21 protein-coding genes are annotated in these 25537 nt (G+C 60.9%); 15 read left to right on the forward strand and 6 right to left on the reverse strand.

From position 1 onward, the window contains the following. Positions 1 to 810 precede the first annotated feature (810 nt). Positions 811 to 2391 carry an isocitrate lyase gene (locus CLU91_RS21955; protein ID WP_100875809.1) on the reverse strand — a complete coding sequence of 527 codons (1581 nt, stop codon included), beginning with the start codon at positions 2389 to 2391 and terminating at the stop codon, positions 811 to 813. A 376-nt stretch (positions 2392 to 2767) separates the two neighbouring features. Between CLU91_RS21955 and CLU91_RS21960 the strand changes: the two genes are divergently transcribed. After that, entirely contained in the window at positions 2768 to 3190 is a 423-nt protein-coding gene (locus CLU91_RS21960) for an SMI1/KNR4 family protein (protein WP_157814760.1), read from the forward strand. 174 nt (positions 3191 to 3364) lie between these two features. Here CLU91_RS21960 and CLU91_RS21965 read toward each other — a convergent pair whose 3' ends face one another. Continuing rightward, entirely contained in the window at positions 3365 to 3958 is a 594-nt protein-coding gene (locus CLU91_RS21965; protein ID WP_100875811.1) for a cysteine hydrolase family protein, read from the reverse strand. Between the two features lie 84 nt (positions 3959 to 4042). Then, positions 4043 to 5347, reverse strand: a complete 1305-nt coding sequence (locus CLU91_RS21970) for an MFS transporter (protein WP_099760423.1) — start codon at positions 5345 to 5347, stop codon at positions 4043 to 4045. A 152-nt stretch (positions 5348 to 5499) separates the two neighbouring features. Here CLU91_RS21970 and CLU91_RS21975 point away from each other — a divergent pair, with 152 nt between their 5' ends. Next, positions 5500 to 6216 (forward strand): SDR family oxidoreductase, encoded by a 717-nt coding sequence (locus CLU91_RS21975; RefSeq protein ID WP_100875812.1) that lies wholly within the window; start codon positions 5500 to 5502, stop codon positions 6214 to 6216. A 74-nt stretch (positions 6217 to 6290) separates the two neighbouring features. Here CLU91_RS21975 and CLU91_RS21980 read toward each other — a convergent pair whose 3' ends face one another. After that, positions 6291 to 6479 (reverse strand): DUF1993 family protein, encoded by a 189-nt coding sequence (locus CLU91_RS21980; RefSeq protein WP_099760421.1) that lies wholly within the window; start codon positions 6477 to 6479, stop codon positions 6291 to 6293. A 134-nt stretch (positions 6480 to 6613) separates the two neighbouring features. Between CLU91_RS21980 and CLU91_RS21985 the strand changes: the two genes are divergently transcribed. The 12 genes from CLU91_RS21985 to CLU91_RS22040 all read left to right on the forward strand — a co-directional run bounded on the left by CLU91_RS21985 (position 6614) and on the right by CLU91_RS22040 (position 21670). Then, positions 6614 to 7042: a hypothetical protein gene (locus tag CLU91_RS21985; RefSeq protein ID WP_100875813.1), complete on the forward strand. Its 429-nt coding sequence runs from the start codon at positions 6614 to 6616 to the stop codon at positions 7040 to 7042. Positions 7043 to 7115: 73 nt separating this feature from the next. Then, a complete protein-coding gene (locus tag CLU91_RS21990; protein WP_100875814.1) occupies positions 7116 to 8072 on the forward strand; it encodes a bifunctional helix-turn-helix transcriptional regulator/GNAT family N-acetyltransferase in 957 nt (318 codons plus the stop codon). Between the two features lie 107 nt (positions 8073 to 8179). Beyond that, complete coding sequence (locus tag CLU91_RS21995) at positions 8180 to 8818, forward strand: TetR/AcrR family transcriptional regulator (RefSeq protein ID WP_198521383.1); 639 nt, start codon at positions 8180 to 8182, stop codon at positions 8816 to 8818. 116 nt (positions 8819 to 8934) lie between these two features. Next, positions 8935 to 9741, forward strand: a complete 807-nt coding sequence (locus CLU91_RS22000) for an alpha/beta fold hydrolase (RefSeq protein ID WP_100875815.1) — start codon at positions 8935 to 8937, stop codon at positions 9739 to 9741. Positions 9742 to 9889: 148 nt separating this feature from the next. Continuing rightward, the gene (locus CLU91_RS22005; RefSeq protein WP_100875816.1) at positions 9890 to 12094 is read left to right on the forward strand and encodes a TonB-dependent receptor; all 2205 of its coding nucleotides are present in this window, start codon (positions 9890 to 9892) and stop codon (positions 12092 to 12094) included. Positions 12095 to 12178: 84 nt separating this feature from the next. Continuing rightward, complete coding sequence (locus CLU91_RS22010; RefSeq protein WP_100875817.1) at positions 12179 to 13174, forward strand: extracellular catalytic domain type 1 short-chain-length polyhydroxyalkanoate depolymerase; 996 nt, start codon at positions 12179 to 12181, stop codon at positions 13172 to 13174. A 213-nt stretch (positions 13175 to 13387) separates the two neighbouring features. Next, entirely contained in the window at positions 13388 to 16183 is a 2796-nt protein-coding gene (locus CLU91_RS22015; RefSeq protein ID WP_100875818.1) for a type VI secretion system Vgr family protein, read from the forward strand. A gap of 18 nt (positions 16184 to 16201) precedes the next feature. Continuing rightward, complete coding sequence (locus CLU91_RS22020) at positions 16202 to 18493, forward strand: T6SS effector phospholipase Tle3 domain-containing protein (RefSeq protein ID WP_100875819.1); 2292 nt, start codon at positions 16202 to 16204, stop codon at positions 18491 to 18493. Between the two features lie 58 nt (positions 18494 to 18551). Continuing rightward, the gene (locus CLU91_RS22025) at positions 18552 to 20168 is read left to right on the forward strand and encodes a type VI lipase adapter Tla3 domain-containing protein (RefSeq protein ID WP_100875820.1); all 1617 of its coding nucleotides are present in this window, start codon (positions 18552 to 18554) and stop codon (positions 20166 to 20168) included. Between the two features lie 13 nt (positions 20169 to 20181). Further along, the gene (locus tag CLU91_RS22030) at positions 20182 to 20448 is read left to right on the forward strand and encodes a PAAR domain-containing protein (RefSeq protein ID WP_100875821.1); all 267 of its coding nucleotides are present in this window, start codon (positions 20182 to 20184) and stop codon (positions 20446 to 20448) included. A gap of 100 nt (positions 20449 to 20548) precedes the next feature. Beyond that, positions 20549 to 21196, forward strand: coding sequence for a hypothetical protein (locus tag CLU91_RS22035; RefSeq protein WP_157814761.1), 648 nt, complete (start codon positions 20549 to 20551; stop codon positions 21194 to 21196). A 39-nt stretch (positions 21197 to 21235) separates the two neighbouring features. After that, positions 21236 to 21670 (forward strand): DUF695 domain-containing protein, encoded by a 435-nt coding sequence (locus CLU91_RS22040; RefSeq protein ID WP_100875823.1) that lies wholly within the window; start codon positions 21236 to 21238, stop codon positions 21668 to 21670. Here the strand turns inward: CLU91_RS22040 and bla are convergent, their stop codons facing one another. Both bla and CLU91_RS22050 read right to left on the reverse strand, forming a co-directional pair. Then, positions 21671 to 22564, reverse strand: a complete 894-nt coding sequence (gene bla / locus CLU91_RS22045) for a class A beta-lactamase (protein ID WP_100875824.1) — start codon at positions 22562 to 22564, stop codon at positions 21671 to 21673. It lies immediately after the preceding gene. Next, positions 22557 to 25241 (reverse strand): hybrid sensor histidine kinase/response regulator, encoded by a 2685-nt coding sequence (locus tag CLU91_RS22050; protein WP_100875825.1) that lies wholly within the window; start codon positions 25239 to 25241, stop codon positions 22557 to 22559. The genes bla and CLU91_RS22050 overlap by 8 nt, the downstream gene beginning before the upstream one ends. Between CLU91_RS22050 and CLU91_RS27975 the strand changes: the two genes are divergently transcribed. After that, on the forward strand, positions 25240 to 25449 hold the full coding sequence (locus tag CLU91_RS27975; RefSeq protein ID WP_157814762.1) for a hypothetical protein: 210 nt from the start codon (positions 25240 to 25242) through the stop codon (positions 25447 to 25449). The two genes, CLU91_RS22050 and CLU91_RS27975, sit on opposite strands and share 2 nt — an antisense overlap. The last annotated feature ends 88 nt before the right edge of the window (positions 25450 to 25537 follow it).

Genomic DNA, 25537 nt, shown 5'->3' on the forward strand with positions numbered 1-25537 from the left:
GTTCTCGCTCGTGTATTGCGAACCCTGGCTCCGAGAGATGCCGCACCGCGCAGGGCTTGCCGTGCCTAACAATGGCGATCATGAGCGCATCAATCATCAACTGGGGCATCGTTGGCTGCATTGAACATCGATCAACACGTCGGGAATACAGGTCTGATACAACGGCAACAAACAGCCGGCCCTCACCGATCCCAATATAAGTAAAGTCAGTAGTATATGAACTCTAGTGTAGATGATGAAATCGCTGGCGCAGCGGAAATAGCATAAATGGATCGCCACACGGACTTTGTGTCTTTAAAAAAATGCCAACTTGCATGTGTTGGCGTTCTCGCTGAATCATTCTTGGTGGTCCGGTGCGGAATCGAAACACCGACAGAAGGATTCTCAATCCTTTGTTCGAATGGATGTTCTTGTTGCACTAATTCTTGACCCAGGTAGGCAACTTTTTGGTAAGGGCATAGTTGGAGGCATTCTTTAATTTACCATCTGTTGAAATCGCCTATCCATGCGCGTTACCAGGCATGATTCGAATCCCCCTCTCGGGCAGCCATCTTCACCCCCAGCCCCGTCAACACGCCCACCATCATCCACCGCTACACGGCCACCCAAGTTGGCGGCAGGGTCAGGAATCCTGCAATCGACCCCAGCATCATTGCAATCACCTAATTCACGGCGATGCTGACGATGGTCTGCATGTATCCAAGTTACGCGTGCTGCTAACCCGACCTACAAAACTACCACCTGTCAACAACGAAGACGCAAAAAAACCCGCCGAAGCGGGTTTTCTCACTCTACAGCCAAACCAAAAACTTAGAACTGGTTCATGGTGTTGTCTTTGCCAGCCGCCTTCAGTGCCGCTTCGCCGCTGAAGTAATCCTTGTGATCGTCGCCGATGTCCGAGCCGGACATGTTTTGATGTTTCACGCAGGCGATGCCCTGGCGGATTTCCTTGCGCTGCACGCCCGCCACGTAGCCCAGCATTCCCTGGTCGCCGAAGTATTCCTTGGCCAGGTTGTCGGTCGACAAGGCTGCCGTGTGGTAAGTCGGCAGGGTGATCAGGTGGTGGAAGATGCCGGCTTCGCGGGCCGAGTCGGCCTGGAAGGTGCGGATCTTTTCGTCGGCGGCGATCGCCAGTTCCGTCTGGTCGTATTCCACGCTCATCAACTGGGCGCGGTCGTAGGCGGACACGTCCTTGCCTGCCGCTTTCATGCCGTCAAAGATTTGCTGGCGGAAGTTCAGGGTCCAGTTGAACGATGGGCTGTTGTTGTACACCAGCTTGGCGTTCGGGATGACCTTGCGGATTTCGCTGACCATGCCGCCGATTTGCGCGATATGCGGTTTTTCCGTTTCGATCCACAGCAGGTCGGCGCCGTTTTGCAGCGAGGTGATGCAATCCAGGACGCAACGCTCTTCGCCGGAACCGGCGCGGAACTGGAACAGGTTGCTCGGCAGGCGTTTTGGACGCAGCAGCTTGCCTTCGCGCTTGAGGATGACGTCGCCATTGCCCAGCGCGTCGGCCGACACTTCTTCGCAGTCGAGGAAGGCATTGTATTGGTCGCCCAGGTCGCCTGGTTCATTCGTGACGGCGATCTGCTTGGTCAGGCCGGCGCCCAGCGAATCGGTGCGGGCGACGATGATGCCGTCGTCCACGCCCAGTTCCAGGAAGGCGTAGCGGATGGCGCGGATCTTGGCCAGGAAGTCTTCGTGCGGCACCGTGACTTTGCCGTCCTGGTGGCCGCATTGTTTCTCGTCGGACACTTGGTTTTCGATCTGGATGCAGCAGGCGCCCGCTTCGATGAACTGTTTCGCCAGCAAATAGGTGGCTTCGGCATTGCCGAAACCGGCGTCGATGTCGGCGATGATGGGCACGACGTGGGTGATGTGGCCATCGATCTTGGCCTGGATCGCTTGCTTCTCAGCACCTTGGGCAGCGTCCAGCTGGCGGAACAGGCCGCCCAGTTCGCGGGCATCGGCCTGGCGCAGGAAGGTGTAGAGTTCGCGGATCAAGCTGGTGACGGCGGTTTTTTCATGCATCGACTGGTCTGGCAGCGGGCCGAACTCGGAGCGCAGGGCGGCGACCATCCAGCCGGACAGGTAGAGGTAACGGCGGTCGGTGCTGTTGAAGTGCTTCTTGATCGAGATCATCTTCTGTTGACCGATGAAACCGTGCCAGCAACCGAGCGACTGGGTGTACTTGGATGGGTCCGCATCGTAGGCAGCCATGTCGTTGCGCATGATCTTGGCCGTGTAGCGGGCAATGTCCAGGCCGGTCTTGAACTTGTTCTGGGCGCGCATGCGGGCGGCGGACTCGGGATTGATGGCGTTCCAGGCGCTGCCTTGTTGCTCTTTCAAACCAGCAACAGCTTTGATGTCGTCTTGATATTGGGACATGTGAATCTCCTAAAAAGAAAAGCTATGTTTGAGAAAATCGCCGAGTGCGCCACAACGTCTTGTCGAAGCAAACTGCATGACTAAATAGTAGGCCGATTCGCGCCAATGTTCAAGTCTTATATAAGACATATAACTTAAATTAAGTCTTTGTTTTTCAATGGATTAATTATGATTTTTCATGATATGAAATGAATTTTCAAAAAGTGAGAGCATAAATGGCTGAGTCTGCTGTTTGAAATTTCGTGATGTGAAACGCCTTTTCAGAATTTGGTGCAGCGCGACATATCGGGACGAAAAAAACCACCCGAAGGTGGCGTAGAAGCAATTTTGTTTTAATATCATGATCCAATTGTGAAAGGTAAAGTCAGCGATGCAGATGAACGGTTTGGATTTACCCGTCGAGTATGTTGCTTTTGCAGCAAGGTATCGGGATGTGGAAGGATTTTGCAATTTGAGACTGAAAGAAGAGCTCGATTCTTTCGGTGGCGTCTTGCAGACGGAACTGGCTCAAATCTATACGGATGTCGTCGAATTGACTGCCCAGACAGCGAAGCTTGGCGCGTGTTTCGTCGGCGATGGCTGCTATGGGGAGCCTGGAAGTGTCAGTGCCGGGCCGGGAGCCATTCCGGACATCGTTGATTTTACAGAAATCATTTGTTTCGGCATGGCCGGTGACGGGAGTCAATTCTGTTTCGATTTCAGGGGCGCCCGAAGCGCGCCATCTGTCATCGTATGGGACGATGATTACTGGCGAAAGATTTCAAACTCCTTTGAAGAGTTCCTATTGCTATTTTCTTGATAGCTTGCCGGGGCAGCTGCTGATGTGAAACGCCTTTTCAGAATGTGGTGCGGCGCGACATATCGTGGCGAAAGGAGTCACCCGAAGGTGGCGCTGGCTTGTACACCTGCTGGCAATGTGTGGAGGACCTTGCGGGGTGCTTTTTCAGCGCAGATGTCGTATGCCGGCCACAGCTTAGCGGACAAGGTGGGGCGCTGGCGCTGGGCAAGGGCGGGACAGTGCGTTGATCACGTCCGCCGTTGCCACCACTTGCGCATACTCGCCATGCAAATTGGCCAGCGCCATCACATGCACCTCGTCCGCCGTTCTTGGCGTGCCCGCATAATCGACTTGAGCAAACGCAAAGCACGCATCGGCGACGACTTGCGTGGCAAAGCCCAGATTGCCCGCCGTGCGCGCGCTCGATTCCACGGAATTGTTGGTGCTGACGCCCACGATGACCAGCTTGCTGATGCTGCGCACGCGCAACCAGCGTTCCAATCCCGAGTGGATGAAGGCATCCGGCACATTTTTTTCCACGACATGCTCTTCCGGTAAAGGGGCCAGTGCTGCCTGAAATTCCACACCGGGCTGGCCGGGCCAGAAGGGCGATCCTGGCGTTCTGGAAATGTGGCGCACATGTACGACGGTGGCGTCCGCTGCGCGCCAGGCTTGCAGCAGGGTGGCGATCTGGTGTTCCGCAGCGGGATTGTTGCGGCTTCCGGCAGCGGGGCTGGCCATGCCTTGTTGCATGTCGATGATGATCAGTGCGGGATGGTGGGCATGCATGTTGGTAGCCTGGGAGGGATGGCAGGCGCACCTGGCGCCTGCCTGGGGAAATCGTGCTGCAGTGATTGCCGCAGGGGCGCGAATCTAGCGTCCCACGGTCTGCCGCTGATCCTTGATAAACAGCGCCGTCAGCATGCCCACCACGCACACGCCGATCACGTAATAGGCGGGACCGAGCACGTTGTTTTTCAGCATCAGGGTCACGACCACGGGCGTCAGGCCGCCGAAAATCGCGTACGACAAGTTGTAGGAAAACGACAGTCCCGAGAAACGCACCTGGGCCGGGAATGCCTGCACCAGCACGTAGGGTACGGCGCCGACGACGCCGACGAACAGGCCCGTCATGGCGTACAGGGGCAGCAGCAGGTCGGGGCGGCTGCCGACGGTGGTGTAGAAGATATATGTACTGATGGCCAGCAGAACGGAGCCGGTGAAGATCACGCGCTTGCCGCCCAGGCGGTCGGCCAGCATGCCGGCGATGATGCAGCCGAAGGCCAGGCACAGCGTGGCCACGGTATTGGCCACCAGGGTGGTGCGCGGCGCGATGTGGTGGATCTTTTGCAGCAGGGCAGGCGTCATCAAAATGACGACGACGATGCCGGCCGACAGCATCCAGGTCAGCAGCATCGACACGGCGACGGCGCCGCGGTGGCTGCGCAGCACGGATTTCAACGGCATTTCCGTCGCCAACGCCTTGCGCTGCTGCATTTCCGCAAACACGGGCGTTTCATGCAGCCAGCGGCGCAGATACATGGCGCCAAAGCCGAAGAGGCCGCCCAGCAGGAACGGATAGCGCCAGGCGCCATCGGTGATTTCTGCCGGCGTGTAGACGGTGTTCAAGCCCGTCGCGACGAGCGAACCCAACAAAATACCGACAGTCAGGCCGGCCGTCAGCACGCCGCAGGCAAAGCCCGTGAAACGGCTCGGTACGTGTTCGGACACAAATACCCAGGCGCCAGGCACTTCGCCGCCCACGGCAGCGCCCTGGAAGACGCGCATCAAGAGCAGCAGCAGCGGGGCGGCCAGGCCGATGGTGGCGTAGGTCGGCAGCAAGCCGATCAGCAGGGTCGGCACGGCCATCATCAGGATGGACAGCGTGAACATGCGCTTGCGGCCCAGCAAGTCGCCGAAGTGGGCCATGACGATGCCGCCCAGCGGACGCACCACGTAGCCGGCGGCGAAGATGCCGAAGGTTTGCAGCAAACGCAGCCATTCCGGCATTTCTGGCGGGAAGAACAACTGGCCGATGGCGTTGGCAAAGAAGACGAAGATGATGAAATCGTAGAATTCCAGCGCGCCGCCGAGGGCGGCCAGCGACAGGGTCTTGTAGTCTTGTTTGGTGAGGGGACGGCTTGCGGCGTTGATTGCGGCGGTGTTGGAAGTAGGCATGTGTCTCGTTCTTGTGTGTTATCGGAGATTGCCAGATCTAGCATACGCATTTCCGCCGCGTGAGTAAATGCGGTGCGTATGCGCAGACGCCTCAGCTGTGCTTAATACAACGCCGCTATCATCAGCGTTGACTTCATTGGAAAGGACACACAATGCATATCATGATCGTGGGCGCCAGCCGGGGCCTGGGACGCGCGCTGGTGGACGGTTTGCTCGCTGAGGGCCATGCCGTCATCGGCGTATCGCGCCAGCAACCCGCCGACTTGCCTGCCGGCCAGGACACACAGCTGCAATGGATAGAGGCGGACCTGGCCGCACCGGCCGAGGCCGTCGAACGCATCGCGCGTGTCGCGCCGGCCGTGCTGGACGCGGTGATCTACAACCTGGGCGTGTGGGAAGAAAAGGCCTTCAGCGATGACTACGCTTTCCTTGGCGATGCGGACGAGGCCATCGTCGACATGGTCAATACCAACATCACGGCGACGATATTGCTGCTCAAGCGCCTGGTGCCGCGCTTGCTGGCCAGCAGCAAACCGCAGCTGATACTCACGGGGTCGACGTCCGGTCTGCGCCAGAGCGGCCGGCCGGAAGTGACGTTCAGCGCTTCGAAATTCGCCCTGAACGGCATCGCCGACGCCTTGCGTGAAGGATTCCGCGCACAGGGACTGGCCGTGACGGCGCTGCAACTGGGCTATCTGAATACCTACGATGGCTTGTCGGTGCCGCTGGCGGACGCCGCCGCGCGGGGCGAGGGCGAGCTGATCCCCGTGCATGACGTCGTTGCCGTCGTGCGCATGCTGCTGAGCCTGTCGAATGCCTCGTTCGTGCGCGAGCTGGTGCTGCCGGCGCTGCGCGACGAGCGTTTTTAGGCTTTTCGCCGGAAACAGCGCCCCGGCTTGCCGCAGGTTGGCAGGCGTGACGAGCTGGGGTAGCGCTTGCTGCGTCAGCCGACGCACGGCTTCCTGCGCCAGGGTGCAGCCAAGGTATGCATGTCGGGTGCCAAACGCACATCGAGCAGGTGTTGCGCATCGAAACCCAGCGCCTGGGCGCGTTCTTCGCCTTTAATTAACAGCGTCGTCAGGGAGCGCAGCATCTGTGCAAAGCAGGGAATGGTAACGGCGTAGACCGACATGGATTTCCTCAAGTAAAGGGTCGAGAGCGATGCCGGCAGTATGCCCGGCCCAGCCGTGTTTCAGCGTGCCACTTGAACATGCTACAGTCCGCCTTTGCCGCCGGCGTGGAGCGGCTTTGCCTGGATCAAGATTGATGCCCACCTGGATTTCCCCGCCGCAACTCGTTGCCCTGGCCGCCTTCTATGCGCAGGCGCAAGCCCATCCTGAAGCAATCAGTGACGCTGCCTTCCTGGACAAGGTGAAAAACGCCCACTGGCCCACCAATTGCTGGAGCTACGTGGAAGCATCGTTCGCCATCATCGCGCCCGCATGCCTGCTGCGTCCGCATCTGACCGCCGAGCTGATCGCTTTCCCCATCGATGCCATGATCGCGGGTGGCCTGGACGATGCTGCGCAGGTCATCGCCATCGGCCTGGCCTGCGCCACGCGCGACGCGCCATATGTGGCGCCGAGCGAGGAGGGCAAGCGCTGGCTGACGCAGGTGTGGCCGGGATTGGGGGAGGTGGTCGAGACTGTGTTTGAGGCCAGGCTGCAAGTGGCGCTGGCCGATGATGAGGACTAGGCAAGCCTGTGCTTGACCTGGAAAGACGGTTTACGTTAGGGTATACGTAACTACTTACATATATCCCGATCTCATGTCCTCCAACTTGCAAACCTACGGCTCCCTGATGCTGGCCAGCCGCCTGCGCCGTCTTTCCGATCAACTGTATGCCGGTGTCGATACCAGTTATCTGGTGGCCGGCGTCGAACTGACGTCGCGCTGTTTCCCCTTGTTATTGCTGCTGCGCGACAACGGCCCCACGGCGATCACGGCCCTGGCCGCGCAGATCGGCCAGACGCATCCGGTGGTGGTGCAACTGGGGCGCAAGCTGCTCGATGCTGGCGTGGTGGCGGAGTTGCCGGACGCCAAGGATGAGCGGCGCCGCCTGCTGGCGCTGACCGACGCGGGGCAAGCCTTGCTGCGCAACATGGCGCCGCTGTGGGACGATGTGCGTGCGGCCGTCGATATGGTCTTCGAGCAAGGCACGCCGCAGTTGATGGCCAGCCTGGACCGGGCGGAAGCGCGCTTGCAATCGCAAGGCTTTGGCGAAACGATCGCCGCCTGCCGGCGCCAGCGCGAGCGGGCCGCCGTAGAGATCATCGATTACGCCGACCAATATGCACCCGACTTCAAGCGCCTGAATATCGCATGGCTGGAGCGCTATTTCTATGTCGAGGCGCTCGATGACAAGGTGCTGTCCGATCCGCAACGTTCGATCCTCGATGACGGCGGGCAGATCTTCCTGGCGCGCCGGGACGGCAAGATCGTTGGCACTTGCGCGCTGATCCGCGCCGATGACGCCAACATCGAATTGTCGAAGATGGCCGTCACGCCAGAATGCCAGGGCCTGGGCATCGCGCGCCGCCTGATCGAACGGGCCTTCGACGCCTTCGAGGCCAGCGGCGCGCAACTGCTGTTCCTGGAGTCGAACAGCAAGCTGGCGCCCGCCATCCGCCTGTATGAAAGCAGCGGTTTTAGCCACGTGGCGCGGCCCGCCGGCGACGCGCATTACCAGCGCGCCGACGTCTATATGGAGTGGCAGGGCAGGTAGCACGCGCGAGGGCGCCATGCGGCGCTCCCCATCGGCCGTCTCCCGCGTTACAATACGCGCACCCCATAACGGAACTTAGGTTCCACTATTCGAGACGCCGACGCCGCATGCCTTCCTTTCCGATGCCCTTCCCGCAGATGATCGTTCCCCCGGAACCCACCCAGGCGCGCAGCAAGCAAGCGTTCGAGCGCCTGCTGCAGGTCGGTGAACAGTTGCTGGCGGAAAACCGTTTCGATGAAATCGGCGTGGCTGACCTGGCGAAACTGGCGGAAACCTCGGTGGGCACCTTTTACCGTTTATTGGGCGACAAGGACACCCTGAGCCGCTTGCTGCTGCAGCGCTTTTTTTCCGACATGGTGGAAAAGGTCGAGACCCTGACGGAGCTGCGCCAGTGGGAAGGGCGCAGCCTGGAAGACTTCATCCGCGCCATGGTAGCGATGTTCGTGGCCGTGAATGGCGGGCGCAGCGGTGTGTTGCGCGCCCTGATCACGCGCGCGTCGCAGGATGCGCAATTTCGCGACAGGGTGCACCAGATCAATCATTTGATTTCGCAACGCACGGTGGCCGTACTGGCCAGCAAGTCGTCCAGCATCCGCCACCCGAACCCGACGCAGGCGATGATGGTGGTGCCCCCCGTGCTGCTGGGCATCCTGAACCAACATACCCTGACGGGTTCGCTGTCCTTTTTGTCGGGCGCGGCACTGGAAGATGAACTGGTGCGTGTTGCTTTAAATTACCTGACCTAAACTATTTAGCGATTTAACTTGAAATCGGAATTCGGATTCCGTATTATGTTTTCCAACAGCAGGAAAACATATTCCTGCACCTGAACACAAAGCATGTTCAACAGCAAGGAGACAAAATGCGGCGTCACACGACATCCGATGTTCCATTGCATTACCTCGACCTCGATCCCGGCACTGAGACAGGGCAGGGCGAGCCTGTGTTTCTGCTGCACGGCCTCGGTTCTTGCGCCGAAGACTGGCGCCCGCAAGTCGACGCCCTCGGCAGCACCTTTCGCCTGATCGTGCCCGACCTGCGCGGCCATGGTGCCAGTCCCGCACCGGGCGGCGACTGGCAGATCGGCGACTTCGCCAACGACCTTTTCAACCTGATGGACCAGCTCGACGTGCCGCGCGCGCACATCGTCGGCTTTTCCCTGGGCGGCATGGTGGGCCTGGAAATGGCCAACCGCGCGCCCGGCCGGGTGGCCAGTTTATGTCTGATCAACTCGCAGCCGTTTCAGGGCCGCAAGCCGGCGTCGTTGCTGTTTGCCTACTGGCTGCGGCGCACGGTGATCGCCACTTTCGGCTTGAAAGCCATGGGCAAGATCATCGGCAAGAAGCTGTTTCCCGATCCGCCCCAGCAAGCGCTGGTCGAGCGCTTCGCCACGCAAATGGCAGGCATGGACAAGCGCGCCTACCTGGCCGCGCTGGACGCCATTTTCCACTGGAATATCGACATTCATTTCCAGACCCTGGCCATGCCCGTCTTCATCATGGCGGCCGATCAGGATTACACGCCCGTCGCCAGCAAGCGGGCCTTTGCCGCACAGTTTCAGCAGTGCGAGTTCGAGATCATCGCGAACTCGCGCCATGCCACGCCCCTGGACCAGGCGCAGCGTGTGAATACCTTGTTGCAGTCCTTCCTCGCCACACATTCAAAATAAACAGGCCACTCGCCGCACGGGACGAGGGCCGGGAAACAGTCATCGCAGGGCAGGTGCTCGCATTGCGCGCGCCGGTACCGTGACGTCTTGCGAATCTGCAAACCGGCCGTCTTCCCTGGTGGTAAGCAAGCCTGACATTGGAGACGCTATGAAACTTGCTTTGAAATTGATGCCCGCCGCCCTCGCCGTTGCCGGCGCTTTTGCCACCCAGGCCCAGGCGCAGGAAGCCATCCCGGCTACTGCTGCCAGCGCCCAGGAAGCCAGCGATGCGAAAGAGCGCATGGAAACCGTGACGGTCTCCGCCCGCCGCCGCGAAGAGCGCCTGCAGGACGTGCCGCTGGCCGTCACGGCGTTTTCCGCCAAGGCCCTGGAACGGGCGAATATCCAGAACCTGGCCGACTTGCAGGAGCGCGTGCCGAACCTGACCGTGTACGCCTCGCGCGGCACGAATACCACCCTGACGGCGTTTATCCGCGGCGTGGGCCAGGCCGACCCCGTCTGGGGCGTGGACCCGGGCGTGGGCATTTATTTCGACGACGTCTACATGGCCAGGCCGCAAGGCGCGCTGCTCGACGTGTTCGACGTGCAGCGCATCGAAGTGCTGCGCGGCCCGCAAGGGACCCTGTACGGCAAGAACACCATCGGCGGCGCCATCAAGTACATTTCGCGCCCCTTGGCGAAGGAAAACGGCGCCTCGGCGGAAGTGGGTATCGGCAACTACAACCAGCGCAACTTCAAGGCCGCCTTCAACCTGGCCAACGAGAGCGGCACCTGGCGCGCGCGCCTGGCCGCTGCCAAGCTGGACCGCGACGGTTTCGGCCGCAACACTTTCAATGGCGAACAGGTCAGCGACCAGGACAGCACTGCCGCGCGCCTGTCCGTCGGCTATTTTCCGCAAGATATTCCGCTTACCGTCGTGCTGAGCCTGGACGCCACGGACGACAAATCGGGCGTGCGCGGCTTCCAGCGCATGGGCGTGAGCGCCTTTGACCCGCTCAAGCGGCCCGCCAGCAAGGATGCGTACGACATCCAGAGCGGCATGCCAGGAAACAATTTCACGCATAACCGGGGCGGCTCGCTGGTGGCCAATTACACCTTGTCGGACGACTGGTCCGTGAAAGTGATCGGCGCCAAGCGGCGCAGCACGTCCGAGCAAACCATCGACTTCGACGGCTTGCCGCAACCGATTGCCGACGTGTTCGGCGACTCGCGCGACGAGCAGAAAAGCCTGGAATTGCAGGCCTCGTACAGCGGCGACTATGGCGCCGGCGTGATCGGCCTGTACCGCTTCGAAGGCACGGCCGGCGGCGGCATTTACAACAACTTTCTGGGACGCCAGTTCACGGCCGCCGTCAGCACGGTGGAGACGGACAGCACGGCGCTGTACACGGACTGGACCTGGCCGCTGGGCAAGGTGTGGAGCATCAATGCGGGCTTGCGCCACACGCGCGAGGAAAAGCGCGCCATCGTGCTCAACCGTGCTTTTGCCGACGTGGGCTTTACGCGGCCCATCCAGACGGCAGCCGACTTCGACAAGTCTTTGTCCGTCAGCAATACCTCGCCGAAAATCTCCGTGCGCTACGAAGCGTCGAAGACGACGAATTTCTACAGCAACCTGTCGCGCGGTTTCAAGTCGGGTGGCTACAACGTGCGCGCCAACAACCTGGTGGTGCCCGATTCCGCGCGCCCGTACAAGGATGAAAAACTCGATGCGCTGGAAGTGGGCATGAAATACGCGGCGCCCGACGATACCTTCGACGCCAACGTGGCCCTGTTTTACAACCGCTACAAGGATATCCAGTTGTCGGTGTTCACCAGCTACGTGCAGCCGGGTGGCGTGCCGGGCTTCTATGGCGACTTCACGAATGCGGGCAAGGCGACCGTGAAAGGCGCGGAATTCGAATTCTCGTGGCGGCCGAACCGCCAGTGGGAAGTCAACGGTTTCCTCGCCTTGCTGAGCGCCGGCTATGACGAGTTCATGAGCGGTGGCAAGAACATTGCGGCTACGCAAAAGTTCAGCAATACGCCAGCCCGGCAAGTGGGTTTGAACCTGACGCGCACGGACCGCGACGTCTTCGGCGGCGCCTTGCGCAGCATGGTCGGCTATGGCTACCGCAGCAAGGTCTACCCGACCACGGACTTGAGCGAAACCCTGGCGCAGGGCGGCTACAGCATCTGGACGGCCGGCGTCGTGTGGGAAGCGCCGAAGAACTGGACCTTCAGTCTGCACGGCAGCAACCTGGGCAACAAGCGCTACCGCACGGATGGCTACAACATTCCGGCCGTGTTCATCCTCGACGGTTTCTACGGCCCGCCGCGCCAGATCATCGCCAAGGCTGGCTACAAATTCTAAAAGCTTGTTGAAGTGCCAGCCTGGTGAGCGCCAGGCTGGTTCGTTGTCGCTGTTTTCGTGGTGAATAATAATCAGGAGACTGGCATGGCACATCTGCATCAGCAACTGCGTCACTTCTTATCCGCAATCATCGCCGCCTGCGGCTTGCTGGCTGCACTGCCGGCCTTTGCTGGCCAGTGGGATTTCGGCCTGTACGCGAGCCTGTGGGGTTCGCGTGAATACCAGGTCTGGCTACCGAGCAATTACAATCCGAACACGCCGCTGCCCGTGGTACTGATGCTGCACGGCTGCGGTTCCGAGCCCAACAGTATGGCCGCCGTCAGCCGCTACAACCAGCTGGCCGACAGCGAGAATTTCATCGTCGTCTATCCGCGCCAGAACGCCACGGCCAACCCCATGCGCTGCTGGAATTTCATGTTGCCGCTGAATCAGGAGCGGGGTACGGGCGAGCCGGCCGTGCTGATGGGTATCTTGAACAAGGTCAAGAACAAGTATGCGGTGCAGGACAGCCGCGTGTACGTGACGGGCATCTCGGCGGGCGGCGCCATGGCCTCCATCATGGCCGCCTGTTATTCCGACGTGTTCGCTGCCGTGATGGTGCATTCGGGCGGCATGTACAAGGGCGCCATCGGCATGCTCACGGCCGCCGATTCGCTGTTCAACGGCAGCGCGTTCGATCCGAAAGTGCGCGGCAAGGATGCCTGGCGCTGCTCCGGTTCGCCGCGTCGGCTGATGCCGACGATGGTGTTCCACGGTACTTCCGACATCGTCGTCAACCCCGTCAACGGCGAGCAAACCATCGAGCAATTCCTGCAGACCAGCGATGTTGGCGACGATGGCCTCGACAATGACAGCGTGCGCTACCGTGCCGACAGCATCGTGCGCCAGACGGTGCCCTACGGCCGCAGTTACTCCATCGACACGTATCTGCACAACGGCGCCGTCATCGCGCAAAAATACACGGTCGAAGGCATGAACCACGCGTGGAGCGGCGGCCCTCCCGGCTGGCCCTTCAGCGATGAGCTGGGCCCGGACGCCACCGTGATCAGCTGGAATTTCTTCAAGCATTACCAGCGCTGATGGCGTGAGGAAGTTGCAGCTTGGATAGTGGGGCGCAGCGATTGCGCCCCATTGTGCTGCTCAAGGCCCGCCCTGCTGGCCAAGCGGAAAAGGTTGATGGAAGTAGTGGGAACCTTGGCGGATTCTTACTAAATATCAAGTATTTCCCTGCCATCCCATGGCATTGTCGGTTCTCCAGCTTGATTCGATGCAAGTGCGAACGAGGAGAATACCATGGACGGTGACGAGTCGATATCGGGTGCCGAGCGACCGCTGCGCCTGCGCCTGGGTGTTTCGCCCAAGGTGCCTGCCGGCGTGCTGATACCGCAGCGTATCGCCGGCAGCGAGGCCATCTGTGGCGGCATCGAATACCGCATCTTGTGTGTCTCGACGCATGCCGACTTGCCGCTCAGTAGTTTGATTGCCTTGCCCGCGGCACTCGATATCGTCACCGACCAAGGCCAGCTGCGCAGCATCTGCGGCATCGTCACGCAAGCCAGTGCAGGTGACAGCGATGGCGCGCTGGCCAGCTACCAGCTGGTGCTGACGGACGCCTTCGCCATCATGGAAAAACGCTGCAATACGCGTGTCTTCCGGCGCCTGACGGATATCGAGATCGTCAAGACCTTGCTCGATGAATGGATACGCAGCAATACCGTGCTGGCGCATGCCTTCCAGTATGCGTTTGCCGATTTCTTTGAGGCGCAGACGTATCCGCAGCGCGAGTTTGTCATGCAGCATAATGAGTCCGATGCAGCCTTCGTGCGGCGCCTGCTCAAGCGCAGCGGCGTCGCCTGGTTTTTTCGTGCCGAGGGCAATACGGATGCACATGCCGAACCGGCGCACACGCTGGTGCTGTTCAACCACGCCGATGGCTTGCGAAAGAACGTGGCCGATACCGTGCGCTATCACGCGGACCGCGCGACGGAACAGCGTGACACCCTGACGTCGTGGAACGAAGTGCGCAAGCTGCAGGCGGGCAAGGTGACGCGCCATAGCTGGAACGAGGAACATCCGCGCGCGCGGCCATTCATGACCGCCGATGCCTTGGGGCAGGGGCAGCAGGGCATGCATGGCAATGCCATTGCCGCCACTCTTGATGATTATCGTGTGCTGCCGCCGCGCGCGGGCATGGATCATGATGCCTTGTGTCAGCTGGGCATGCTGGCCATGCAGCAGCACGATTACGAGAGCCATTGCTTCCATGCCGAAGGCAGCGTACGCGACCTGTGTCCGGGTGAATATTTTACGCTGGCCGAGCATCCGGACGTTGACGCCTTGCCAGCGGCCGCGCGCGATTTTGTCGTCACGTCGCTGCACGTGGCGGCGCAAAATAATTTACCCAGGGAGCTGGCCGCCCGGGTGGCACGCCTGTTTGCGCGCAACCGCTGGCTGGCCGATGACGCATCGCTGCCGCAGCGCGAACTGGCGGCTGCCGTGGACGGTGGCCCCTTGCGCATGCATATCGAACTGACGGCAGTGCGGCGCGGCGTGGCCATCGTGCCGGCCTACGACACGCGCAGTGATTTGCCGCCAGTTCCCATGCAAAGCGCCATGGTGGTGGGGCCGGCGAATGAGGAAGTCCATTGCGACGCGATGGGCCGGGTCAAGGTGCGCTTTCCCGCCACGCGCAAGCTGGACCATGAGCATGCAGGCGGCACGGGCGCCTCCGACACAGATGCCGATTCGGCCTGGGTGCGGGTCGCGTCGAGCTGGGCGGGAAACGGACCTGGCAGCATGCAGCAATGCGGCTACCTGGGCTTGCCCCGCGTGGGCAGCGAAGTCCTGCTGGCCTTTCTTGGAGGCGATCCGGACCGGCCCATCATCGTGGGACAGTTGTACAACCATAATGCGCAGCCGGTTGCCTTGAGCAAGGTGGGCGACCTGCCCGGCAACCGTTATTTGTCCGGCATCAAGAGCCGCGAGATCAAGGGCTCGCGTGGCAACCAGCTGCGCTTTGACGATGTGCATGGGCAAATCAACGCCCAGCTTGCCAGCGACCATGGTTCTACCCAGCTCAACCTGGGCTGGCTGACGCAGGACCGGCGCAATGGCCAAGGCGAGGCGCGCGGCGAGGGCGCCGAGCTGCGCACCGATGAGCAACTGGCCATGCGGGCGGGCAAGGGCATGCTGATTTCGGCCTGGAAGCGCCTGAACGGCGAGGGTAGCCACATGGCGCGCAGCGAATATCTGGGCCTGATGGAAAACTGCCTGGAATTGTTTCGCTCGCTGGGCAGCTATGCTGCCACGCATCAGGGGCTGGAGCACGCGGACGAAGCGCAGCAGGAATTGCAGCACAGCTTGAAAGGCTGGGAAGGCGGCAGCAATACGCAGCCCCGTGCCGAACTGGGCGGTGCGGCGGCGATTGCTGTCACGGCGCCCGCCGGCATCAGCTTTGCCAGTTCGAAGGCCATCGTCAGCTATGCCGTCAGCAATATCGATACCGTGGCGCAGCAGCACCTGCAAGCGGTGGCAGGCCAGCGCTACAGCGTGAATGCGGGCAAGGGCATCTCGCTGTTTGCCCATGCGGATGGCATCCGCGCCATCGCCCATCATGGCAAGTTCCTGCTGCAAAGCCAGCATGACGACATGGACCTTAACGCGGCGAAAAACCTGAAGCTCACCGCCAGCGAAGGCAAGCTGACGGGCATGGCCGATGAAATCGTGTTGATCTCCAAGCACGGCGCTTTCATCCGCATCGCCGACGGCATCACCTTCGGCAGCAAGTCGCCGCTGAACTTCAATGCGCCCAATTTCATCTTCAATGACCCGCAAAGCATGGAGGTGCAATTGCCAAGCTTTGCCGAGGGCAAGGCCGACCAGCAATTCATCTTTCAATATGAAGGCGACGACAGCGCCGTCGATGGCGTGCCGCAACAACCGCAGTTGGCACCGCAGGCGCACTTTGCCGTGAAGCTGGGCGATGGCTCGTCGGCCAATGGGCGCAGCGATGGAGGCGGCAAGACGGATGTGCTGGAGCGCGCAGCGATGCACCTGGCCGCCATCGAAGTGTTCAACAACAAGGATTGATGACGCCAGGAGAGTGCGATGGGCAGCTATCCGAAAGTACCGTACGTGGTGGGCGAGGAAGTGGCACTCCTGCATTGCGAACGCAGCGTGTGCAAGAAGGTCAAGATACGCCGCAACCTGCCGGGCAATATCATCGTCATCCATGGCGTCAACGATGTGGGCGTCAGCTACAAGGCGGTGGAGCATGGCTTGTGCGAGGGCTTGACGAAAAGGCTGGGACGCGGCTTTACGCCAGCTTCTTACCGCATGCCTGTGGCAGCGGACAAGGACAAGCTGGAAGATGACCCCGATGCCGTTTTCTTCAAGCGCACGATCGCCAAGGACACCAACAGCCCCGTGATTCCCTTCTATTGGGGCTACCGCGAAGTTGAAGGTAAGACGACTACCATCCATGGTCAGTTCGTTGACCGTTACGGCAACCGGCTGGACAAGGATCTGTCCAAGGAAGGTGGGCCGTTTGGCAACGCCACCAGCAGCTTGCCCGACATGTGGCGTCCGGGCATGTATGCGCCTGCGGACCCCATGGGCGATGCCTTGAGGCCACTGAAAACGGCGCCCGGACGCATGTATATGGTGCTGGCGGCGCAGCGGCTGGCCGCACTGATTTCCATGATCCGCGATTACGACGCGGATGATACCGTCAGCATCGTTGCGCACAGCCAGGGCTGCCTGCTGTCGCTGCTGGCGCAAGCCATGCTGATGGAGAAAGGGTTGGCGCCAGCCGATAATTTGATACTCACGCATCCGCCGTACAGCCTGGTGGATAGCCTGCCTCTGTTGATGCGAGGTGCTGCCTGGTTCGATGGCGGTGAGGATGCGGCGATGAAGCCCTATTACCATTTGCTCAGTGGTGCGCAGACCATGGGAGCGCGCCTGAAGACATTGGTGAACATAGTTTCCGGCGTGGCGAAGGGCAACGGCCAGGCTTGCCAGCCGCCGTTTGCCGAGCTGAAGAAGGACGAACATCGCGGCATGGTTGGCAGCCGCTGGCAGAGCGCCGAAGACCGCGACAACCGCCGCAAGGTTTATCTGTATTTTTGTCCTGAAGACATGACGGTGGCGCTCGATAACATCCAGGGCATAGGGTGGGATGGCGTGCCCGATCATGCATTGGGAAGTGAATTGGTGGAAGAAGAGGAGACATCCAGTCTTGATGGGTACAGTATTTCCTCCGGTCATACCAAGATGGTGGAACACAAGCAGGTACGCGGCGCTCTGGTGGAACTGGGTGGCAGATTTTATCAGCGGGTATTCAGCAACAAGATCCGGCTGGATCCAGCCACGGGAAAGACCACGGTGTCGTTGGTAGGCAAGCCGCCACCGTTTGACTTTCCGTTGCGCCTGTCGACGGAAACGGAGCAATCGCACGTGGAGGTTTCTCTGCGAAAACACCGCGCACAACATCAAGCGGTGGCCTGGCCTGTCAATACCCGGTTGAGCAAGATGGAGCAGCGCAATGGCATTCGTACCATCACGGGCGAAGCATTGAAGCTGCCCGTAGCCGCCGACTTGCGCGGCACATCGCAAATCGATCCGGAGAATATCCCGGCTACGTCCATGATGAGAAATCGTCCTGTTGCCGATCAGGGACCAGCGGAAGAAGTCGATCCTTGCGATGCGTCAGTGGCACCGACCAGCGGGAGCGGCATGCAGCTACGCAGCGAATTTCGTCCTGATCCTGGCGGTTATCAAAAGTTTCCCGAACGGGCAGAATACCTGAGTTTACGAGAGCTGGCATTGATGACGGCAAGCTACAACAAGGAAAAAGGACTGGACGTGAAAGACAAGCTGGATCAACGCGAAATTGTCTCGGCGCAACGCTACCCTGACAGCAATGTCGTGGCGAAAATTCAGGAAAGCCCGAACGAGGCGCGCTTGCGCTGGCAGCGGGAAGTCAGTGCCAAGTCTTTCCACAGTTCCATTATCGGTAGCGCAAAAAATCATAGCCAGGTGACCGCGTATGACGTGGCGATTGGCAGCGGCAAGGCGTCGTCGGATCCGCAGTTTTATGCGTATCTGTGCGCGGTGGCGGATTGGCGGGTGAAGATTCTGAAGAAAGGTGAGCAACCGAGAGACGGAATACTATTAATGCATCGATTTCGTGCTTTGTATTCTTCTTATCTGGATGTTGAGCCAGCATGGCGGCAATCCATTATTGAAGGAAATATTGGCTATTACAACAGCGGAAGTTTACCTGCAGGACTTCCATTGCTGTCGGGCGCCTTATGGAAGATTGTCGTATCGCAAACAAAAAATATGAAAGTAGTGGCTGAAGAAAAGGTAAGTAGCGTGTCCAAGACGCATCGATAACAGCTTACTTGGACTGATTGTGCATCCTTCGGAATTGCAGACCTAAAAGGTGAGAACTATGATGATGCTTCGTTGGTTGGGGATATCGATAGTTGTTGTAATTTTATTTGCTGGCTGGTTATGGCTAGGCGCCGCAACTAAGAGTCAGGCCCGTGAAATTGCGTCACAGTTGCAGGCGAAACAGCCAAAGGTACCTGTGGAACCGGTGCGGGAGTATGTACTGGAGGTGATTGGACTTGGCGTTACTCTGGATAAGTATCGGCAAGGAAAGCTGTGGGATGTCTTACAAAAAGGAAGTTCTTACACCAGCATACGCGAACAAGACCCCAGGAAATACCCGTGGACAGGCGATGACAAGGATGGGGAAGGCGGTAGCAGGGCCTATGATGCGCTGGAAAATGGCATCAATTCCACTCCGATGCATTGGAACCTGCCGTCATTTTATGCGGGTACCCCCATTCTTGACCCGGCTGCACAACCGAGCTTGATAGAGCCGATGGCGGGACTCGTGGCTGGCGCTGGTACGGGGGGCATGCCCTTGCATCTATTTTCCGTGGCTTCCTGGAAGCTGGATGAACATCCCGACCAATTGCTGATTGATGTGTTTGATTTTTTCGATAAGCATCCTGACGTACCTTACGTCGCCTTACACTCCGAGGATAGCGTTGGCACGCGAGATGGCAACCGGAAGCCAGGCACTGCAAGGAAATTGGTAAACGGATATTTCATTCCTGATATGCCTGATGCCACGGCAGTATTTATCCTGGCGCGCCGCGAACGAGTAGAACCGTTGCGCCCTTTTGTCTGGGACGACCCGGAGAATAACTTCGTCCAGGAAAAACTGCGGGCCATGTATTACAACGTCATGCAGTCGCTGCCTTCGCGCGCGAAACAGCAGCGACCTGAAGCCTTCAGCGAACGTCAACCCACCGTCGCCGAATGGCTCGCCGCTGCCGCCGCTTTTGCCCAGCGGCCCGATATCCGTGGCGTGGGCTTGCATACGTTCGACAAGCTCAATCCCTGGGAAAATCGTCCCCCGCGCGACTGGAAGCCGACGCCGTGGTTTCCCATTCCGTGGAACCGGGAGCAGATGGAAACCTTTGACCGCCTGCCCTCGTTCGGTTTCGTGCACCGACCCGTATTCGTCAAGTTCGCGGATGAGGAAGGCAAGCCCGTCACGCGGCGCGACGCGCGCCAGAAGATATTCAATGCAGGCTGGCAGCAGGCACTGCAGACCTTGCCGGAAGCGGAGCGCGGCAAGGGGCCGGCGCGCATCGTGGCCGGCACGGGAAACCAGCCGGAACAGTTGCTGATGCTCGAAGGCCTGTTGCATGACTATGCGTCACAAGGCGGACCGGAAATCGACAGCGGCAAGAGCGCGCAGTTCATCAATACCGATCTTCGCCTGGGCAACACGGGTGCCGCCACCTGGTTCATGCAGATGGCCATCGGCGTGCTGGGCAGCTATCGCGACGGGGGCGCCAGTGCCGCGATTAATATGCGCGACGGCAATGAGGCCAGCATCATTTTTATTACGCCACCATCGGATGCGAAACGCCAGCAGCAGGATGCCAGCGGCGATATCTTCCGCAGCCGCGTCACGCCCGCCGTCGACCCGGCCAACTACGCGGCGCCATCGGTGGAAGCCATCCTGGAAAGCTCGGTGGGCAAGTAAAACGGGAGGCAGCATGCGCAAAGTCATCCGTTTGGGCGACGCCACTTCACATGGTGGCAAGGTGCTCAGTTGTGCCGCCACGCACTTCACGGTCAATGGCATTGCGGTCGCCTGCGTCGGGGACCTATGCAGTTGCCCCATCAAGGGGCATCAGGGCTGCAAGATTGCCAGCGGCTCGTCCCGGCACACCATCAACGGAATTGCCATCGCCTTTGAAGGCGATACCACCACCTGCGGTGCCAGGCTGCTCGCTGGTGGTGTCAACTTCCGCACGTCCTGACGCCGTACACTCCTGGTATTTCCTGGTAACTATATAATCTGCGCTTGGGCGATACCCGCCCCTGAACGTCGATTGAAGGAATGCCATGCCAGGATATTTCATGCGCTCTGTAGCGCTTTTTACCGTATCGGCCGTGTGCATCTCAGCCAGCGCCGCCGAGGTGGTGGCGGTGGATGCGCAGCAGCGCGCGTCCTTGCTGGAATTTTATGCGCAGCAATATCCGGGCGAGCCCGCTGCGCGCACCGTGTTCGAGAGCGTAGCCGTGGTGGGCAGCCGGGGCCGCGAAGTGGTGGGCAGCGTGGAAACGCCGCCGTATCGCGGTCATGGCGTGCTGTGCCGCACGCAGCGCACCAAGTTCGTGCTGCACGGCGAGGGCAAGCAGGCGCGCTGGCAGGAGGCGGGCATGGAGTATTACGCCTGGCTCGACCGTGGCACCTGCCGCGCGGTGGCCGAACCCGTGCGCATGCTGCAACGGATACCCGATGTGGAGCTGGAAGGTGTGTTGCTGTACCAGAAGCCGCTGCTGGAGCGGGCGCGATTATTGATGGCGGGTAACACGGCCTGCGCGCCGCTGCGCGCGCTGAAGTTTACGCTGGCGGCCGTCGACGTGGGCGCCGCCGCACCGCGTGCAGAAGAGCGTTATGCACTGGTGTTCAAGAGCGACCGCGACAGCTACGCCCGCGTCTGGCTGCGCAAGAGCGGTGCCCAGTATGACGCCTGGAATGTGACTTGCCCGCCCGTGCTGTAAGCTGCGCCCCCTCGATTGATTTTTTTGACTGTTGCAACCATGAACGAAAATTCCACTTCCGCCCGCAGCTGGGGCACCATCGTCACGCATAGCGACGAGATGGCCATCATCTACCGCTATGTCGACACCTTCCATGACGACTGGGACCTGTCGTCGCAGCCGGACCGCATCATCATCGCCTGGCGTTATGAAGATGAAACGGGCATGCCCGCACCGAACGAGCGCGAGCATATGGAAGAGCTGGAAGCGGCGCTGGCACCCGTGGTGGAAGAGGGCGGCTTCGCCACCTTGGCGCTGGTGTCGACCGGTGAAAACCTGCGCGAATGGATTTATTACACGCAGTCGGGCGAAGAGTTTTTCAATCGCCTGAACACGGCGCTGGCGCCGCGTCCGAAATTCCCGATTGAAATTCGCAGCGCGGCCGACCCCGCCTGGTCGACTTACGCGGGTTTCATGGCGGCCTTACCGAAATAATCAGACCAACGCGGCCGTCACGATGCGCGTGGCGGCCGTGATGATGTCCTGATTCGTGTCCGCTTTTTTCTGTTCGCGCGTGTAGTACACGGCGATGACCAGCGGCGCGCCGCTGGGCGGGTAGGCCACGCCGATATCGTTGACGCTGCCATACGCGCCCGAGCCCGTTTTATCGGCCACTTTCCAGCCGGCCGGCACGCCGGCGCGGATGCGTTTGTCGCCCGTCGTGTTGCCGCGCATCCAGGCGTCCAGTTGCTGGCGCTGCGCCGCCGGCAAGCTATTTCCTAATAACACTTGCTGTAAGCTGTGCGCCATCGACGCAGGGCTGGCCGTGTCGCGCACTTCGCCGGGGATAGCGCTATTGAGTTCCGTTTCCCAGCGTTCCAGCTGGAACATGGTGTTGCCGATGCTGCGCGCAAACGCCGTCACGGCTTGCGGCCCGCCTAATAAGGTCATCAAGAAATTGGCTGCGCTATTGTCGCTGTACTGCAAGGTGGCGGCGCACAGGTCGGCGACCGTCATGCCGTCGGCCAGATGCTTTTCCGTGATGGGCGAATAGGTGACCAGTTCCTTTTTCTCGTAACGCACGTGCTGGTCCAGCAAGCCCGGCTGGCTGACACTGCGGGCCAGTACGGCGGCTGCCAGCATGGCCTTGAAGGTGCTGGCCAGGGGGAAGCGTTCGTCGGCGCGGTAGGCAACGCGCAGCTCGCTGCCCTGGCGCCAGGCGGCAACGCCGAGGCGTCCGCCTGCGGCTTGTTCCAGCGCGGCCAGTTGCGTGTGGCCGGCGGCAAGGCTGGTGGCGGGCGCGGCAAACAGCAGCGGTGCCGGGCACAGCATGGCGGCGCCGCCGGCCAGCAGGAGATGGCGGCGGACGTGGTTCGTGGATTCAGGCATGGTTTGTCGGTGTAGTTGGTGTTGTTGGTGTGGCGAGGGTGGCCAGCAGTTCGCCGATGGCGAGCAGGTTGGCCGGTTTGGTCAGATGGTGGTCGAAACCGGCCGCGCTCGATTGGCTGCGGTCGTTTTCGGCGCCCCAGCCCGTCAATGCGACGAGCACGACGTTGGCGCCGGCCGGTATCCGGCGCAGCGCGCGCGCCACCTCGTAGCCGTTCATGCCGGGCAAGCCGATGTCGAGGAAGATAACGTCTGGCAAGAATTGCGGCGCCACGGCCAGCGCCTGCGCGCCGTCGTGGGCCACTTGCGTGGCGTGGCCCATCATGTCGAGCACGGCGGCGAGGGTGTCGGCCGCATCGACATTGTCGTCGACCACCAGCACGCGGAAGTGCGCGCCGCTGGCGGGGCTGGCAGGCGCGGCCGGTGCGGCGGACACTTTCGCTGCTTCCTCCAGCAGGGGCAGGCGCACGCTGAAGGTACTGCCCAGGCCGGCGCCTGGACTGGCCACCGTGGCGCTGCCGCCATGCAGCTCGGCCAGGCGCCGCACCAGCGACAGGCCGATGCCCAGGCCGCCTTGCGCGCGGCCCATGTTTTGTCCCACCTGGGTAAACATGTCGAAGACGGTGGCGATCGACTCGGCGGGGATGCCCACGCCGCTGTCCCTGACCTCGATCAAGGCTTCGTTGCCATCGCGTACCGCGCGCAAGCTGATATGGCCGCCCGCGGGTGTGTATTTGGCGGCATTGTTGAGCAAATTGCCCAGTACTTGCGCCAGGCGCGTGGGGTCGGCCTTGAGCGGCAGCGGGTCTTCAGCGAGTTGCACCTGGAACTGGTGGCGGCCCGCTTCGATCAGCGGCATGCTCGTTTCCACGGCGTTGGCGATGATGGCTTTCAAGTCCGTGCGCTCGGGCTTGAGTTCGATCTGGCCCCGCGTGATGCGGGCCACGTCGAGCAAATCATTGACCAGATGCACCATCTGATTGACTTGCCGTTCCATCACGTCGCGCACTCTCGCCACGGTGGCGGGCTTGTCGGCGGCCAGGCGCATGATCTGCAAGCCGTTGCGGATGGGCGCCAGCGGGTTGCGCAGTTCGTGCGCCAGGGTGGCCAGGAATTCCGTCTTGCGCCGGTCCATCTCGGACAGGTTGTCGGCCAGCTGGCGCAATTGCTGCTCTGAGCGCTTGCGTTCGCTGATGTCGCTGAACAGCACCGTCAGCAGGCGGCTGCCGGGGCCGCCCAGGCGCGCGGCGAAGACTTCGAACCAGCGTTCCATGGCGACGGCTTCGTTTTCGTAGCGCACGGGTTCGCCCGTCTTGACGACCTGGTCGTACAGGTCAAACCAGTGCTGATCGTGGTCGGGCACGAAGCTGCGGATGGTCTTGCCGATGGCGTTTTCCAGTCCCGACTGCTTGACGAAGGAGGGATTGCCTTCCAGGTAGCGGAAATCCACGGGGCGGCCTTGTTCGTCGTACAGCATTTCGATCACGCAAAAGGCCTGGTCCATCAGCTCGATCAGGGTGCGGTAGCGTTCCTCGCTGCGGCGCAGCGCATCTTCCACCTGTTTCTGGCGCGTGATGTCGAGCAGGACGCCGGGCAATTGCAAGGGCGTGCCATCGGGCGCGTATTCCGCGCGGCCCCGCGCGATGACCGAACGGTACTGGCCATCGCCGGCAGTGACGCGGTAGCTGGCCTCGAACGGCGTGTGCGCCTGCAGCGCCTGGGCAATCTGCGTGCTGACTTGCTCGCGGTCATCGGGATGGATGATGTCCAGGTAGCGCGCCAGCGGCGCCGCCGTGGCCGTATCGGCATTGACGGGGAACAAGCGCGCCATATTGCTGTCGGCCGTGACCCGGTCGGCCACGATGTCCCAGTTCCAGGTGGCCACTTCGCCGGCCGCCAGGGTCAGGCGCAGGGTTTCTTCGTTCTGTTTGCTGGCCGTCAGGTCGAGCGAGATGCCGGACAGGCCGATCACGTTGCCGGCGCCATCGCTGGTGCAGGTGCCGCGCATGTGCGCCCAGTGCAGCGATCCATCGGGCCAGCGCACGCGGATGTCGATCTCGAAATCGCTGGCGCTGGCGATGGCGGCATGCACCACCGTTTGCCAGTGCTGCAGCTCGCCGTCGAGCATGGCACCGGTCAGCTGCGCGTAGTCGATGTGGCTGGCAGGCGGCAGGCCCAGATTGGCCTTGAATGCGTCGGAGCAGGCCATGCTGCCGCTGCCCAGGTCGATCTCCCACGTGCCCATGCGGCCGCCTTGCATGGCCAGACGCAGCCGCTGTTCCGTCTGCCGTTGCTGCGTGACGTCGCAATGCGAACCCAGCCATTCAACGATGCTGCCGTCGGGCGCCAGCACGGGCAGCATGCGCACGAGCATGTTGCGGTAGGCGCCGCTGACGTGGCGCAGCCGGTATTCCGCTTCGAACACGCTCGTCAGATGTGACGGCATAACGTAAGGCAAGTTGCGGTCGTCCGGATGCAGCGCATTGACCCAGCCACGGCCCAGCAGTTCGGCCTCGGTCTGGCCCGTGAAGGCGCGCCAGGATGGCTGGTCGGCATCGAACTGGCCGAAGGTTTTCGTGCTCCAGACGATGTCGCAATGGGCGCTCAGCAGCAGATGCGCCGCCTGGGCGGCGACGGTGGAGGACGGGACGGCGTTGCTGGGCTGGCTCGGTTCTGGCATGGAGGCGATCGACGATGGTGCAGGGGGGCTGCCGCCGCACTGGAATGGGGCGGCTTGGCAACTCAATTCTGGCGATATTACAACTATTTTTACCGCCGGGGCTGTCTTGCTGGACGCCAATTCCGCTTTCGCGGGCCAGGCAAAAAAAGTCGCGCCGTGCGGCAAATCATCGGGTGAAACAGCCAGGCAAGCGCGCTGTTGTGGCTGAATAACCACTAGTCAGCCCTTTATGTTGATGAATGAATATTTTACATAACAATATTCTTGCAGCGCACAAGGTGCTTGAATTAAATTGG

The organism is Janthinobacterium sp. 64 (assembly GCF_002813325.1).
In the GTDB taxonomy this organism is placed as follows: domain Bacteria; phylum Pseudomonadota; class Gammaproteobacteria; order Burkholderiales; family Burkholderiaceae_D; genus Janthinobacterium.

What these genes read in the sequence shown, in the direction of transcription:
- CLU91_RS21955 (WP_100875809.1), bottom strand. Translation starts at nt 2,391, where the DNA reads ATGTCCCAATATCAAGACGACATCAAAGCTGTTGCTGGTTTGAAAGAG.
- CLU91_RS21960 (WP_157814760.1), top strand. Translation starts at nt 2,768, where the DNA reads ATGAACGGTTTGGATTTACCCGTCGAGTATGTTGCTTTTGCAGCAAGG.
- CLU91_RS21965 (WP_100875811.1), bottom strand. Translation starts at nt 3,958, where the DNA reads ATGCATGCCCACCATCCCGCACTGATCATCATCGACATGCAACAAGGC.
- CLU91_RS21970 (WP_099760423.1), bottom strand. Translation starts at nt 5,347, where the DNA reads ATGCCTACTTCCAACACCGCCGCAATCAACGCCGCAAGCCGTCCCCTC.
- CLU91_RS21975 (WP_100875812.1), top strand. Translation starts at nt 5,500, where the DNA reads ATGCATATCATGATCGTGGGCGCCAGCCGGGGCCTGGGACGCGCGCTG.
- CLU91_RS21980 (WP_099760421.1), bottom strand. Translation starts at nt 6,479, where the DNA reads ATGTCGGTCTACGCCGTTACCATTCCCTGCTTTGCACAGATGCTGCGC.
- CLU91_RS21985 (WP_100875813.1), top strand. Translation starts at nt 6,614, where the DNA reads ATGCCCACCTGGATTTCCCCGCCGCAACTCGTTGCCCTGGCCGCCTTC.
- CLU91_RS21990 (WP_100875814.1), top strand. Translation starts at nt 7,116, where the DNA reads ATGTCCTCCAACTTGCAAACCTACGGCTCCCTGATGCTGGCCAGCCGC.
- CLU91_RS21995 (WP_198521383.1), top strand. Translation starts at nt 8,180, where the DNA reads ATGCCTTCCTTTCCGATGCCCTTCCCGCAGATGATCGTTCCCCCGGAA.
- CLU91_RS22000 (WP_100875815.1), top strand. Translation starts at nt 8,935, where the DNA reads ATGCGGCGTCACACGACATCCGATGTTCCATTGCATTACCTCGACCTC.
- CLU91_RS22005 (WP_100875816.1), top strand. Translation starts at nt 9,890, where the DNA reads ATGAAACTTGCTTTGAAATTGATGCCCGCCGCCCTCGCCGTTGCCGGC.
- CLU91_RS22010 (WP_100875817.1), top strand. Translation starts at nt 12,179, where the DNA reads ATGGCACATCTGCATCAGCAACTGCGTCACTTCTTATCCGCAATCATC.
- CLU91_RS22015 (WP_100875818.1), top strand. Translation starts at nt 13,388, where the DNA reads ATGGACGGTGACGAGTCGATATCGGGTGCCGAGCGACCGCTGCGCCTG.
- CLU91_RS22020 (WP_100875819.1), top strand. Translation starts at nt 16,202, where the DNA reads ATGGGCAGCTATCCGAAAGTACCGTACGTGGTGGGCGAGGAAGTGGCA.
- CLU91_RS22025 (WP_100875820.1), top strand. Translation starts at nt 18,552, where the DNA reads ATGATGATGCTTCGTTGGTTGGGGATATCGATAGTTGTTGTAATTTTA.
- CLU91_RS22030 (WP_100875821.1), top strand. Translation starts at nt 20,182, where the DNA reads ATGCGCAAAGTCATCCGTTTGGGCGACGCCACTTCACATGGTGGCAAG.
- CLU91_RS22035 (WP_157814761.1), top strand. Translation starts at nt 20,549, where the DNA reads ATGCGCTCTGTAGCGCTTTTTACCGTATCGGCCGTGTGCATCTCAGCC.
- CLU91_RS22040 (WP_100875823.1), top strand. Translation starts at nt 21,236, where the DNA reads ATGAACGAAAATTCCACTTCCGCCCGCAGCTGGGGCACCATCGTCACG.
- bla (WP_100875824.1), bottom strand. Translation starts at nt 22,564, where the DNA reads ATGCCTGAATCCACGAACCACGTCCGCCGCCATCTCCTGCTGGCCGGC.
- CLU91_RS27975 (WP_157814762.1), top strand. Translation starts at nt 25,240, where the DNA reads ATGGAGGCGATCGACGATGGTGCAGGGGGGCTGCCGCCGCACTGGAAT.
- CLU91_RS22050 (WP_100875825.1), bottom strand. Translation starts at nt 25,241, where the DNA reads ATGCCAGAACCGAGCCAGCCCAGCAACGCCGTCCCGTCCTCCACCGTC.